At 45.8% G+C, this 14,163-nt stretch carries 8 protein-coding genes and 3 pseudogenes; 1 reads left to right on the top strand and 10 read right to left on the bottom strand.

Annotated elements, in window-relative coordinates; translation table 11 throughout:
* Window positions 1–24: 24 nt before the first annotated feature.
* From KW548_15935 to rlmD, 4 genes and pseudogenes are all read right to left on the bottom strand, one after another.
* On the bottom strand, window positions 25–1,665 hold the full coding sequence (locus tag KW548_15935) for a CTP synthase (GenBank protein QXX06520.1): 1,641 nt from the start codon (window positions 1,663–1,665) through the stop codon (window positions 25–27).
* Between the two features lie 162 nt (window positions 1,666–1,827).
* Window positions 1,828–2,622, bottom strand: a complete 795-nt coding sequence (gene mazG / locus KW548_15940) for a nucleoside triphosphate pyrophosphohydrolase (GenBank protein ID QXX06521.1) — start codon at window positions 2,620–2,622, stop codon at window positions 1,828–1,830.
* Window positions 2,623–2,939: 317 nt separating this feature from the next.
* Window positions 2,940–5,158: pseudogene (gene relA / locus KW548_15945) on the bottom strand (GTP diphosphokinase).
* A 73-nt stretch (window positions 5,159–5,231) separates the two neighbouring features.
* The gene (rlmD, locus tag KW548_15950) at window positions 5,232–6,551 is read right to left on the bottom strand and encodes a 23S rRNA (uracil(1939)-C(5))-methyltransferase RlmD (protein QXX06522.1); all 1,320 of its coding nucleotides are present in this window, start codon (window positions 6,549–6,551) and stop codon (window positions 5,232–5,234) included.
* 166 nt (window positions 6,552–6,717) lie between these two features.
* On the opposite strand from rlmD, the pseudogene barA reads away from it, so the two are divergent.
* Window positions 6,718–9,500 (top strand): annotated as a pseudogene (gene barA / locus KW548_15955) (two-component sensor histidine kinase BarA).
* Here the strand turns inward: barA and acpS are convergent.
* The 6 genes and pseudogenes from acpS to lepB all read right to left on the bottom strand — a co-directional run bounded on the left by acpS (window position 9,485) and on the right by lepB (window position 14,129).
* Window positions 9,485–9,868, bottom strand: coding sequence for a holo-ACP synthase (gene acpS, locus KW548_15960; GenBank protein QXX06523.1), 384 nt, complete (start codon window positions 9,866–9,868; stop codon window positions 9,485–9,487). The pseudogene barA and the gene acpS overlap by 16 nt on opposite strands.
* A gap of 5 nt (window positions 9,869–9,873) precedes the next feature.
* A pseudogene (pdxJ, locus tag KW548_15965) lies at window positions 9,874–10,604 on the bottom strand (pyridoxine 5'-phosphate synthase).
* Complete coding sequence (gene recO / locus KW548_15970) at window positions 10,601–11,329, bottom strand: DNA repair protein RecO (GenBank protein QXX06524.1); 729 nt, start codon at window positions 11,327–11,329, stop codon at window positions 10,601–10,603. The pseudogene pdxJ and the gene recO overlap by 4 nt, the downstream one beginning before the upstream one ends.
* Window positions 11,330–11,422: 93 nt before the next feature.
* On the bottom strand, window positions 11,423–12,400 hold the full coding sequence (gene era / locus KW548_15975; protein ID QXX06525.1) for a GTPase Era: 978 nt from the start codon (window positions 12,398–12,400) through the stop codon (window positions 11,423–11,425).
* The gene (gene rnc, locus KW548_15980; GenBank protein QXX06526.1) at window positions 12,393–13,070 is read right to left on the bottom strand and encodes a ribonuclease III; all 678 of its coding nucleotides are present in this window, start codon (window positions 13,068–13,070) and stop codon (window positions 12,393–12,395) included. Before rnc ends, era begins: the two co-directional genes overlap by 8 nt.
* Window positions 13,071–13,232: 162 nt before the next feature.
* Window positions 13,233–14,129 carry a signal peptidase I gene (lepB, locus tag KW548_15985; protein QXX06527.1) on the bottom strand — a complete coding sequence of 299 codons (897 nt, stop codon included), beginning with the start codon at window positions 14,127–14,129 and terminating at the stop codon, window positions 13,233–13,235.
* Between the last annotated feature and the right edge of the window lie 34 nt (window positions 14,130–14,163).

The following is a 14,163-nucleotide window of genomic DNA, read 5'->3' on the forward strand; positions in this document are numbered from 1 at the left end:
CCTTCGCCACTGCCCGTATCCTTTTTACTTCTCTAATTCGCTGCGTTGGAATTCACCAGCCGCTTTTACGAACCCTGCGAATAGTGGGTGACCATCGCGAGGTGTCGAAGTGAACTCTGGGTGGAACTGAGCCGCTACAAACCATGGGTGAGCTGGATTCTCAATCACTTCCACAAGTTTCTTATCTGCTGACAGGCCTGACACTTTTAGGCCCGCTTTTTCAATTTTTGGACGCAGATTATTGTTCACTTCGTAACGGTGGCGGTGACGTTCATGAATCGTCGCGCTACCGTAGAGTTCACGAGCTTTAGTCCCTTTCTCTAGGTGACATAGCTGAGAACCAAGACGCATCGTACCACCTAGATCAGACGTTTCGGTACGTTCTTCAACTTTACCTTCACCGTCTACCCACTCTGTGATCAAACCTACCACAGGGTACTTGGTCTCTTTGTTAAATTCTGTTGAATGTGCACCTTCCATACCCGCAACGTTACGCGCGTATTCAATCAGTGCTACTTGCATACCCAGACAAATACCTAGGTAAGGTACCTTGTTTTCACGAGCGTATTGCGCTGCACGAATTTTTCCTTCCACGCCACGATCACCGAAACCACCAGGCACAAGGATAGCATCTAGACCTTCCAGCGCTTCTTCACCTTTGGTTTCTACGTCTTGTGAATCAACGTATTTGATCTTAACGCTCAAACGGTTTTTTAATCCTGCGTGTTTCAGCGCTTCGTTGACTGACTTGTAAGCATCCGGCAGTTCGATGTACTTACCAACCATACCAATGGTCACTTCCGCCGTCGGGTTCGCTTCTTCATAGATAACCTGTTCCCACTCAGTCAGATCAGCTTCAGGCGCAGAGATACCGAAACGAGAACAGACAAGATCATCCAGACCTTGAGATTTGATCAGTTGAGGGATCTTGTAGATGGAATCGACGTCCTTCATAGAGATAACTGCTTTTTCTTGCACGTTACAGAAAAGAGCAATCTTCTTGCGCTCGTTCGCTGGGATCATACGATCTGAGCGACAAACTAGAATGTCTGGTTGAATACCGATAGACAGTAGCTCTTTAACAGAGTGTTGTGTCGGTTTCGTTTTCACTTCGCCCGCTGCGGCAAGGTAAGGAACCAGTGTTAGGTGCATAAACATAGCACGCTCACGACCCAGCTCTACGGCTAGCTGACGAATGGCTTCCATAAATGGTAGTGATTCGATATCACCCACAGTACCGCCGACTTCAACGATAGCAATATCATGACCTTCAGAACCAGCGATTACGCGGTCTTTGATGGCGTTAGTGATGTGAGGGATAACCTGAATCGTTGCACCTAGGTAATCACCACGACGTTCTTTGCGGAGAACATCTGCGTAAACACGACCGGCAGTGAAGTTGTTGCGCTTAGTCATCTTGGTACGAATGAAACGCTCGTAGTGACCAAGATCTAGGTCAGTTTCTGCGCCATCTTCCGTAACGAACACTTCACCATGCTGAGTTGGGCTCATTGTGCCCGGGTCAACGTTGATATAAGGGTCAAGCTTCATCATAGTCACTTTAAGACCACGAGCTTCAAGAATAGCGGCAAGAGATGCTGCTGCAATACCTTTACCTAGAGAGGATACGACCCCGCCAGTAACAAAAATGTAATTTGTCGTCATGTTTAACCTGAAATTGGTTGAATGAGGGAAATGGATTTCTTCTGGACGGGAGATAAATATACCAGAAGACCCTTATCGCCACAACGTGAAATCTATCACACTGCTATTTTTTATTTTTTGCTTCAAATCAAATTCAAGCAGCTCGACACACTGGGTTTATTGTTACGATTCTCGACGTTTCACCTCATCCCACATGCTATCGAGTTGCTCTAAGTCGAAATCTGTCAACTGCTTACTTTGTTCAGCCACCATCTTCTCAACCCCTTTAAATCGCCGAGAGAATTTGAGATTTGCTTTGCTTAATGCCGATTCAGGATTTTGCCCAAGATGCCGACTTAAGTTCACGACTGCAAACAACAAATCCCCCAGCTCAAGTTCCACTTTTTCGTCATCAGGGGACACCTGAAGAGCCTCATCCATGACTTCATCAACCTCTTCGCGTACCTTGTCGACAACCGGACCTAGCGAATCCCAATCAAAGCCAAATTTGGCACATTTTTTCTGTATTTTTGTAGCACGAGAAAGTGCAGGTAGTGAAGCTGGTACTGAGTCTAGAATACTTTGTTCAGATTTGCCTAATTTGGCCTTCTCTTTGGCTTTTTCTGCTTCCCAATTAGCATTTATTTGCTCGTCATTCTCAAACTTAGTATCAGAGAATACATGAGGATGACGGCGAGTCAGCTTCTCATTGACCGTATCTACAACATCGACGAATTCAAATAACCCCTGCTCTTTCGCCAACTGGCTGTAAAAGATAACCTGAAACAACAAATCCCCGAGTTCTTCCTGCAGATTCGGCCAATCACGATTATGAATGGCATCCACCACTTCATACGTTTCCTCAATTGTATGCGGAACAATCGTGTCAAAGCTCTGTTTTAAATCCCACGGGCAACCATTCTCGGGGTCACGAAGCCGTGCCATAATCTGTTCTAACTGTTGAATCGGATGACTCATTTTCTCTGTTCCTTTAAACCTATCTATCTAAAGAAAAAGGTGAGCGGTACAACCACTCACCTTTAATTGTTATCTATCATCCTCAAGAGTGAAACGAATTGAGATCTCTAATTACTTTAAGAGATTCCCTATCGCGTTCGTCCCTCACTGTAGGGAATGACCGCATTCATTTTTACTTTCACTAAGTAATTGTTACTCTAACAAGGCAACAAGTTTTCGCGACTCCTGAGCATAGCTCGCCTATGTGATGAGCCTGGGCCGGCATTCCGGAGTAAGCGCAGGCAACAACGCTATCAGCTTCAAGTATGACGAGAATTTTAGCCAAGGCGTTTTACCGACATAACATCTTTAATCTGTTCAACTCGCTTCGACACACGCTGCAGAATCTCAATATTGGTGACCTCTAGATCAAAATCCATAATCGATAGCTGCTTGCGATAATCAACACGACTTTTCATGCTAGTCACTTTGATCTTCTCGTTAGCAAACAAGGTGGTGATGTCTTTCAGTAATCCGCTGCGCTCCATCGCTTCTACACGAACTGTCAGGATATAAGAACCAACAAAGCCACTGCCCCAAACGGTATCAATGATGCGTTCTGGTGCATGGTGGCGCAACTCTTCAAGCTGTTCACAGTCAGCGCGATGCACTGAAATACCTCGACCTTGGGTGATGTAACCTGAGATTTCATCCCCTGGAATCGGCTGACAACAGCGCGCAAGATGCGTCATCAGGTTATCAACCCCTTCCACAACGACTGCGTCTTTCTTAGGGCGACTTTGCGCTGGGGCTTTGCTTTCTGCCTCTTGGAGCTTCTCAAGTGCTTGCTGATCTTCTTCTTCTGCGGTTGGCTTATTGACCAAGGCATTGATGTGGTTGATCACTTGGTTGATACGTAAATCACCGCTTCCGATGCCAACGTACAGTTCATCAGTGCTATTGACGTTAAAGCGCTTCAACGCATACTGCTCTGCGTCTTTTAAAGTCGCACCAATTTTCTGCAATTCAACTTCGAGAATATCGCGCCCTGCTTCGACGTTTTTCTCTCGGCTTTGCTTACGGAACCACGCATTGATTTTCGCGCGTGCTCGTCCTGAAGTCACAAAACCCATCGAAGGATTTAGCCAGTCACGTGATGGATTGGGCTCTTTAGCCGTGATGATCTCAACTTGATCACCCATTGCCAGTTTGTGGGTAAACGGAACAATCCGCCCAGCAACCTTAGCACCAATACAGCGGTGACCGACTTCTGAGTGAATGTGGTAAGCAAAATCAAGTGGTGTGGCTCCCATAGGTAAGTCGACCACGTCACCACGCGGGGTAAAGGCATACACACGGTCATCAAATACCTGACTGCGCACTTCATCAAGCATTTCGCCCGAATCTGACATTTCTTCCTGCCAATCAAGCAGTTTACGCAGCCACGTGATTTTCTCATCGTATCCACTGCGACCGCCGCCACCTTCTTTGTATTTCCAGTGTGCCGCAACCCCAAGCTCCGAGTCTTCGTGCATGTCTTTAGTACGAATTTGAATCTCGATGGTTTTCCCTTCGGGACCAAGAATAACGGTATGAATTGACTGATATCCGTTTGGTTTTGGATTCGCGACGTAATCATCGAATTCACTTGGCAAATGCTTGTACTTAGTATGCACCGCACCCAAAGCCGCATAACAATCCTGAAGCTTATCAGCAATGATTCGAACGGCTCTAACATCAAACAGCTCATCAAATGCCAGACTCTTCTTCTGCATTTTGCGCCAGATACTATAGATGTGTTTAGGACGACCGCTCACTTCCGCATTAATGCCTGAAGAAGTAATTTCATTAGAAAGGTCATTAACAAAGTCTGTAATGTACTGCTCTCGAACAATGCGACGCTCAGATAACTGCTTCGCTATTTGTTTGTAAGTCTCAGGTTGCTGATAACGGAACGCGTAATCTTCGATTTCCCACTTAAGCTGACCAATACCAAGACGATTGGCCAAAGGCGCATAGATGTTTGAACATTCTTTCGCTGCTGCTTGGCGAACTTCGTCCGGTGCTTTCTTGACCTCAATCAGGTTACAGATTCGTTCCGCAAGTTTTATCACCACGCAGCGGAAATCATCCACCATAGCCAATAGCATGCGGCGAACATTATCTACTTGAGCAGAAGCTGCGCTCCCTCCATAGTGACATTGAGTTGGCCCAGTGCAGCCATTTCTTCAACACCGTCAATCAGCTTTATCGTTTCTTTACCAAAATCCTCTTCCAAAACTTCGCGTTCGTATGCACCGCTGGACACCACTGGGAACAACAAGGCAGCCACTAACGTGGCTTTGTCCATGGAAAGGGTGATGAGGATTTCGATCATCTCTCTACCACGCCACAAGAGCAATGGTCCGCGATCGTTGTCTTCAAGAATCGTTTCGCAATGGCGGTACACCTCTTTAAGGCGCTTCGCGACTTTCGTGTCCTGCTCTAAGCTAGCAATCCAATTATCTAAATCAAACTGTTCATCTTGGTTCAAATGTGCGCTTCTTACCGCAACCATTGTCTTTGTCCTGTTATACTTTTTTCTTCGACCTAACCCACAGTGAGACCCTGCTCGAAAGGGTAAGTTCGCATTAATCCTTCACAAAAAGCGCCATGGATTCTAAGTGACTGGTATGTGGGAACATGTCTAGCATTCCCAATCGTTGTAACTTAAACCCCTGACTAAGCAAGCTCTGCGAATCTCGCGCTAGAGTAGCAGGATTACAAGAAACATAAACGACTCTTGTCGCACCTAGCGATGAAACTTGCTCAACAATTCCACTGGCGCCAGCTCGTGCCGGATCCAGTAGTATTTTATCAAACTTTTCTCTCGCCCAGAGCTGACCAGACATATCTTGTTCCAAATTAGCCTGATAAAACTGAGCATTCTCAATCTGGTTTATTTGAGCATTGTGCGTGGCTTTGTTGACCATCTCATCAACCCCTTCCACTCCTGTCACACTTTTTACCTGTTTAGCAATAGGGAGACTGAAGTTCCCTAGCCCGCAAAACAAATCCAATACTCGGTCTTGCTCAGATAACGCCAGCCAATCCAGTGCCTGAGCAACCATCTGTGCATTCACTTGTTGATTAACTTGAATGAAATTATTTGGCTCGAAGGGGATAGTGATGCCTGTTTCCTGATAAACCCCCGCTTCACCAGCTTCAAGCACCAGCTGTTCATTATTTGGCATCAAATAAAGCGTAATCTGATTAAGCTCGGCAAATGCAAGCAATGCATCATGATCTTTGTCTTTCAGTGGTTTGAGATGGCGCAAAACCAGAATGCGAGTGTTATCGGCTTTGACTAATTCAACATGGCCAAGTTGATCTTGTTGAGAAAAGCTCTTAAGCAATTGATGCAACTCTGGCAACAACTCATTCAACTCTGGCATCAATACTGGGCAGTGAGTCAAAGTCACTATATCCTTGCTCTGTCTCTTGCGAAAACCGAACTGCAGTTGACGTGTTTTTTTATCCACCATCACACTGATACGGGCACGACGGCGGTACCCTTTTGTTTCACCGACAATCGGGGGTTCTAAATCAAGAGTCTGACCCGCAAACTTGCTCATCAGTTGACTCAATGTTTGCTGTTTGTAAGCTTGCTGATGTTCACTACTCAGATGCTGCATGTTGCACCCGCCACATTGATGATAATGAGGGCAGAAGGGCTCAAGTCGCTGTTCACTCGCCTTTTGCACCTTGATGAGTGCCGCACGTGAGAACTTACTCTTACTTTCAATCAACTGAGCTAACACTTGTTCCCCAGGCAGTGCACCTTCAATAAATATCGGTTTTTTATTCTGATAAGCTATGCCGGCACCGTGGTGATCGAGTTTTTCAATCTGAAGCGATTGATGCTTTGTGTTGAGTTGAGTTTTCTTTTTAGGTTGGAAGAAACGCGCCATGCTTTGCTCTGTGCCTTTTACTGTTGCTCTGTATTGCTGTCCAGGTGCACCTTTTCAGACCTGAATCGTTGTCTGAGCCGAACGAGTTGATTATGCTTAAGTATTCGACGGCTTCTTTTTTGCGGAAGTTATTTTCCCATATCCACACCACGATGTTTAGATAATAATGACAAGATATGGCTTACGCGCCCGCGTTATTACCCTTACCCTCGCGCCGACGTTGATCATTGGCCTGTTATTGAGCGCGTTTTTCTCATTTAACCGCTACCACGATCTTGAAAAGCAGGTCATCAATTCAGGGTTAAGTATTATTGAGCCCCTAGCCATTGCCAGTGAAGAGGGTCTAAAGAATAATAGCCGCGAGTCTGTTCGGCGGATTATTAGTTACGCGCACCGGAAAAACTCAAAGTTTGTCCGCAGTATTGCCGTTTTCGATTACAACCACGAATTATTCGTCACTTCCAACTTTCATCCAAACTTTGAATCTCTGACTTTCCCTCGCAACGAAGTCATTCCCCTATTGGTCACTTCAGACCTACAGGAGAACACACTAATCTTACGTGCTCCTATCATTACCGAGTCAGGACTAATATCGACACCAAAAGGTCAAAACACTAATCCAGCACTTGGCTACATCGCCGTAGAGCTCGATCTTTCTTCCCTGCGCCTGCAACAATATCAAGAAATTTTCTCAGCCTTTTTGGTTCTGCTCTCTGGGCTGGGCTTGTCAGCCATGTTTGCTTATCGACTGATGCACGATGTGACACGCCCGATTTCGCATATGAAAAATATGGTCGACCGAATCCGTCGTGGACACTTAGATGTTAGAATTGAAGGCAAGATGCATGGTGAGCTCGATTCCCTCAAAAATGGCATCAACGCCATGGCGGTGTCATTGTCGGAATACCATGTCGAAATGCAACACAGCATTGATCAGGCAACTTCAGACTTACGGGAAACTCTTGAACAGCTTGAGATTCAAAACGTTGAATTGGATATAGCCAAGAAACGGGCTCAGGAAGCTGCACGAGTGAAATCTGAGTTCCTTGCCAATATGTCTCACGAGCTTCGCACACCGTTGAATGGCGTGATTGGCTTTACGCGTCAGATGCTAAAAACCAAACTGACTAACAGCCAAGCGGATTATTTACAGACCATTGAAAAGTCAGCCAATAACCTGCTCAATATTATTAACGACATTCTGGATTTCTCCAAACTGGAAGCTGGCAAGTTGGCACTGGAAAATATTCCGTTTGAGTTCCAAGAAACACTCGAAGAAGTGGTCAGTTTACAAGCCACCAGCGCGCATGAAAAAGGCCTAGAACTGACACTCAAAGTGGATCATAAGATCCCGGCAGGTCTTGTTGGCGATCCGCTGCGAATCCAACAAGTACTGACTAACCTAGTGGGTAACTCAATCAAATTTACCGAGCGAGGTAACATTGACATCAGTGTTGAGCTTCGTTCACAAAAAGAAGATGTTGTTGAATTGCAATTTATGGTGCGAGATACAGGCATTGGTATTTCTGAACGCCAACAATCACAATTATTCCAAGCTTTCAGCCAAGCAGATGCGAGTATTTCTCGCCGTTACGGCGGTACTGGACTTGGCTTAGTCATCACTCAGAAACTGGTTAGTCAGATGGGAGGTGAGATCAGTCTTACCAGTCGTCTGCACCAAGGTTCGACGTTTTGGTTTACGCTGAGATTGAACTCAACCGATATGCCAATGAGCGATTTACTCGAAACTCAGGTTTTGAAGCAGCGCACGCTACTGCTTATTGAACCTAACATGCAAGCCGCTTCTGTCACTCAACAAACTTTGGTACAAGAAGGTTTGGTCGTAACCTATCGTTCATCAGTACCAGAAGAGGCTAACCCGTTTGATTATGTCTTGTTGAACCTTGCGCCGAACAGAGCTAACGAGCCTGAGCTTGTCGAACAGTGGGTAAAACAAGCCCAGAAATGTTCACCTCAAGTCGTGGTCGGTATTCCGAGTACTGCGTTGGCTTTATCTGATCACTTAACACAGACCTATCACGTTCATTGCATTACGAAGCCATTATCTCGCCGAAAACTATTACAGATATTAGCCGCTAACCAGAATAGCTTGCCGATGGTTGAGGTTGAACCAGCTTACAACGAGACGCTTCCTCTAACGGTTATGGCCGTCGATGACAACCCAGCAAACCTAAAATTGATCAGTGCCCTGCTTCAGGAACGGGTCGAAAAAGTGGTGACTTGTACTAACGGCCTCGATGCTGTAACTCAAGCTGAAAGTCAGCATTTCGATATCATCCTAATGGATATTCAGATGCCACACATGGATGGCGTGACCGCTTGTGGCAAAATCAAACAAACTGAGCTTAATGCTAACACTCCAGTGATCGCTGTTACCGCACACGCGATGAGTGGAGAACGTGACAGACTCCTCGGAGCCGGCATGGATGATTACCTCACTAAGCCAATTGAGGAGCATGTTTTGCAACAAGTCTTAATGCACTGGAACCCGCACACGACGCAATCAGAAATGGCTAAGATTGAGTTGCCGTCCAACATTGAACCGTCAGGGTTACCTTCATCAGCAGTGATTGAGCATGACAACATCATTATCGACTGGCAAGCAGCGCTAAAGCAATCCGCCAATAAAGAAGATCTTGCACGTGACATGCTGCAAATGCTGATCGACTTCATTCCTGAGGTGAACAGTGTGGTTGAAAGCGCTCTGGAAGAGGATGACTTTGACAGCGAGACACTGATCCATCACATACATAAGCTACACGGTAGCAGTTCATATTGTGGCGTCCCAAGACTGAAAAAGTGTGTGCTACCATAGAGAGAGCCCTGCGTTCGGGTGAACGTCTTGAAGATGTCGAACCGGAGCTGTTTGAGCTGCAAGACGAAATGGAGAAGGTCACCGCGAGTGCGGCGCCTTATTTAGATTCGTAAATAACAGTAGCAACGGCATAATGCCGTTCATCAGAAATAGACAGGTGGATGCTCTCCACCTGTTTTTTTTGGGCAAACTCTAGAGCTTTACCAGACAAAGACAAATTTGGCGCACCGTATTCATCATTGGTAATAGTGAAATCATGGAAAGTCACCCCCAATGCGATGCCGGTCCCTAATGCTTTAGACGCCGCTTCTTTAGCCGCAAAGCGCTTAGCTAAAAAGCGCCCTTGTTGCTTAAGCGATTGAAAGCGTTGTAGCTCAATATCCGTCAAAATACGTCGAGCAAACGCTTCACCACTGCGGGACAGTGCCTTTTCAATACGTTCAATTTCCGCAATATCTGTCCCTAGACCTACAATCGCCATTACGGTTACTTACGCGCTTCAACCATCAGTGCTTTCATATCAGCTACGGCTTTATGCAAACCATCAAAGGCCGCACGACCGATGATAGAGTGACCAATGTTCAGCTCATAGATTTCAGGGATAGCGGCGATAGGAGCTACGTTATGGTAAGTCAAACCATGACCTGCATTTACGGTAATACCCAAATCAGCCGCATAGCTTGCACCAGCAGCAATTTTCTTTAGTTCATCTTGCTGATCTTCATCGTTTTTCGCATCAGCATAATGACCAGTGTGTAGCTCGATATAAGGCGCATCACAGGCTTTTGCTGCATCAATCTGTTCACGGTCTGCATCAATAAACAGAGAGACTTTAATGCCCGCTTCTGTCAGCTTTTTTGTTGCCGCTTTGATCTTTTCTACATGACCCGCCACGTCCAACCCCCTTCAGTAGTGAGCTCTTCACGTTTTTCTGGAACCAAACACACGTATTCAGGTTGAGTTTTCAGGGCAATATCAACCATCTCATCCGTTACAGCCATTTCAAGGTTCATACGAGTTTGGATCGTTTCTCTTAGGATACGTACGTCACGATCAAGGATGTGACGGCGGTCTTCTCTAAGGTGAATGGTAATGCCGTCTGCTCCAGCACGCTCGGCAACTTCAGCTGCATGAACAGGATCTGGGTACTTGGTACCGCGCGCGTTACGTAATGTAGCAATGTGATCGATGTTAACACCCAGATAAATTGAGCTCATTTTCCAATACTCCGTGATTTGGGCGCTAAAATTTGCATAAATAGCTCCCGACTCTTTAATGGTTTGCCGCCAAGATACGGCTTTAATGCTATCCGTGTAAAGCGTTTTGCCGCTTTAAGTTGTTCTTTTGTGGTAAACCTACGCTCACTAATCGCAATCAGTTCATTACCAACAAAGGTCAGATTGTCGCGCCGCACTGAGGCAATAAAACCCTTTTGTTCTCGATATCGATAGGTCATTTCAGGGTCAATCGGCTCTCCTGTACCAGCGCAATGCAGAAAATCGACGCCATATCCCATTGCAGACAGCAGTGCCAGTTCAAAACGGCGCAATGCGGGTTCCGGATTCTCACACTGAGCCAGTTCGGTGAGAACGTGAAGGTAATCATGAAACAGGGCCGGCATTGACACTTCGGCCATCAACACTCGTCCTATCAATTCGTTGACATACATGGCGGAGTATAGGTTGATACCCGTGAGTGGCAAACCTAGACTGATCGGTTCTGCCTGACGCAATGTCTTCATCGATCCTTTACCCGACCACTTGAGCAATAAAGGCGTAAATGGCTGTAACGCACCTTTGAGGTTTGAGCGTTTACTGCGCGCGCCTTTAGACATCAAAGTAACACGACCAAACTCCTCACTGAAAACATCGAGAATTAAACTCGACTCACTGTAAGGACGACGATGAAGAACAAAACAGCGCTGTAATCCTTCTGAGGTCATAGAGGTTGCCAGATGAATGTTACATAAAAAATAAGGAGCCTGATGGCTCCTTATACTTACTTATGTTGGAGCGAAGTGATTTCGCTGCAAAAATTACAGATCGTCGATGTAACCAAGAGAACGTAGTGCTCGTTCATCATCGGCCCAGCCAGATTTCACTTTCACCCACGTTTCTAGGTAAACCTTGCGACCAAACAGCTCTTCCATATCTAGACGTGCTTCACGACCAATCGTTTTGATCTTCTCGCCGCCCTTGCCAATCACCATTTTCTTCTGGCCATTACGTTCAACCAGAATTAACGCATTGATATGGAAACCATCGGTTTCAGGATTGTAATCAAAACGTTCAATCTCCACCGTCACAGAGTAAGGCAACTCTTCACCAGTAAAACGCATGAGTTTCTCACGTACAATTTCCGATGCCATAAAGCGCTGAGAACGGTCAGTGACATACTCTTCTGGGAAATGGTGTGTCGCTTGTGGTAGATGGTGACGAACATGTTTACGCAGTACATCGATGTTTTTGCCTTGCTTCGCGGAGATAGGCACCACATCTACGAATTCCATCTTTTTCGACATCTCCATCATGTGTAGCATGACGTCATTGCGATCTTGTACGTTGTCAACCTTATTGACACACAAAACCACTGGGAAGTTCGACTTCTGCAGTTTAGTCAGTACCATCTCATCGTCGCTAGTCCAATGAGTACCGTCAACAAGGAAAAATACTAGGTTTACATCACTCAATGATGAGTTAGCCGCACGGTTCATTAAACGGTTAATTGCCCGCTTCTCTTCAATATGAAGACCAGGTGTATCGACGTAAATCGCCTGATAATCACCCTCGGTGTCTACCCCCATAATGCGGTGACGCGTTGTTTGCGGCTTACGAGAAGTGATCGAAATTTTTTGTCCAAGAATTCGATTCAGTAGCGTTGATTTACCTACATTCGGACGACCAACGATCGCCACAAAACCACAATGTTGATTTTCTGGTGTACTTGCTTGCTCGTCACTCGATGAGAAAAACGCATCGATATCAAATTCGTTGTTGTCAGTTGAATCAGTCATTGCTCAGTTGCTCTAGTGCTAGTTCAGCAGCCGCTTGTTCTGCCTTGCGGCGGCTGGTGCCTTTACCTATTACAGGCGATCCGACACCTGCGACTTCACACGACACAGTAAACTGCTGGTTGTGTGCTTCACCTTTAATATTAGTCACTGTGTAGACCGGCAGTGGTTTTCTTCGTCCTTGCAGGAACTCTTGAAGACGCGTTTTAGGGTCTTTCTGAGAAACACCCGGCTGTATCGCTTCAAGGCGTTGCTTATACCAGCTAAGGATAATGCCACGCACCACTTCAATATCACTGTCTAGGTAGATTGCACCTATGATAGCTTCAACAGCATCAGCTAGAATTGAATCACGACGGAAACCGCCACTCTTCAATTCACCTGGACCTAATTTTAAGTGATCTCCTAGTTCGAATTCTCGACCTAGCTCCGCCAGCGTGTTGCCACGAACAAGTGTCGCACGCATGCGGCTCATGTCCCCTTCATTCACTTTAGGGAATCGGTGATAAAGATCGTCAGCAATGACAAAACTTAAAATTGAATCGCCCAGAAACTCAAGACGCTCATTGTGTTTTCCATGAGCACTGCGGTGAGTCAGTGCTAAGTTAATAAGCTCTGCATCATTGAACTGATAGCCGAGCTTTTTCTCTAGTTTGGCAATAGGAGAATTCATGCTCTCTCATTAATAATTTCGAATTTTCTAAATAGTTGATTTCACGGCTAGGCGACAAATAAATCCAACCCTATTAGCATAGAGATTCTATGTAATTTGGGTGGCCGGCGTTGCGGTGGATTTATGCAGTCACAACGCTGTGATATCAACTATGAGGAAAATTTAGTTAATACCACCGATGCGGTTAAACCTAACACCAGTTGGAATCCATGATGGTAAAACGCTATCTGCACTGCGTTCGAACTCAAAGCTTATCCAGATACCTACTGCTTTACCAACCAGATTCGCCTCTGGAACAAAGCCCCAGTAGCGGCTGTCTGCACTGTTGTCACGGTTATCACCCATCACAAAGTACTGACCTTGCGGCACAACCCACTCATTAACACCAGCACGTGGCTGATAAGCCGATACGCGATCACGGCGTAATGGGTTCACCAAAATTTGGTGTTCAACCTCACCCAGTTTTTCATTCAGTTGAATCAGTGGCACACCATCTTGGATAAATGGGCTTTCTTCCACATTCGACAACGGTACCTGAGTACATTGGCTCTCACCTTTCGGTTGAACACAGACTTCTTTCTTGCTGCTATAACGCACAGTATCACCCGGTAGGCCAACAACACGCTTGATATAGTCAATGTTTGGCTGAGGTGGGTATTTGAATACTACGATGTCACCGCGCTCTGGTTTACCCGTTTCAACAAGTTGTGTACGCCACACAGGGTCTTTCAGACCGTATGCGTATTTTTCAACCAGGATGAAATCTCCAACCAATAAGGTCGGCTTCATTGAACCTGAAGGGATTTGGAACGGTTCATAGATAAACGAGCGCAATACCAAGACAGCAGCAATAACAGGGAAAATTGAAACACTGTTTTCAATCCACCATGGTTGCTTTTCCACTTGTTCAACCGTTGCAGTATCCAGTCCGTTTGTTTGAGCTTCAACAGCAGCGAGTTTAGCCTGACGTTGCTTCGCAAACACCAGTTTTTCCAACACCCAAACAATACCAGTGACTAGAGTGACAATAACCAAGATCAGTGAAAATGTATTTGCCATTGACTTCCCTTACCTCAAAAATACGAAAGTGAAA

It is taken from the genome of Vibrio neptunius (assembly GCA_019339365.1).
GTDB classification, from domain to species: Bacteria; Pseudomonadota; Gammaproteobacteria; order Enterobacterales; family Vibrionaceae; genus Vibrio; species Vibrio neptunius.

Coding starts and splice junctions, on each gene's coding strand:
- era (QXX06525.1), bottom strand. CDS start 12,400: ATGACTGATTCAACTGACAACAACGAATTTGATATCGATGCGTTTTTC.
- mazG (QXX06521.1), bottom strand. CDS start 2,622: ATGAGTCATCCGATTCAACAGTTAGAACAGATTATGGCACGGCTTCGT.
- recO (QXX06524.1), bottom strand. CDS start 11,329: ATGACCTCAGAAGGATTACAGCGCTGTTTTGTTCTTCATCGTCGTCCT.
- rnc (QXX06526.1), bottom strand. CDS start 13,070: ATGAATTCTCCTATTGCCAAACTAGAGAAAAAGCTCGGCTATCAGTTC.
- acpS (QXX06523.1), bottom strand. CDS start 9,868: ATGGCGATTGTAGGTCTAGGGACAGATATTGCGGAAATTGAACGTATT.
- lepB (QXX06527.1), bottom strand. CDS start 14,129: ATGGCAAATACATTTTCACTGATCTTGGTTATTGTCACTCTAGTCACT.
- KW548_15935 (QXX06520.1), bottom strand. CDS start 1,665: ATGACGACAAATTACATTTTTGTTACTGGCGGGGTCGTATCCTCTCTA.
- rlmD (QXX06522.1), bottom strand. CDS start 6,551: ATGGCGCGTTTCTTCCAACCTAAAAAGAAAACTCAACTCAACACAAAG.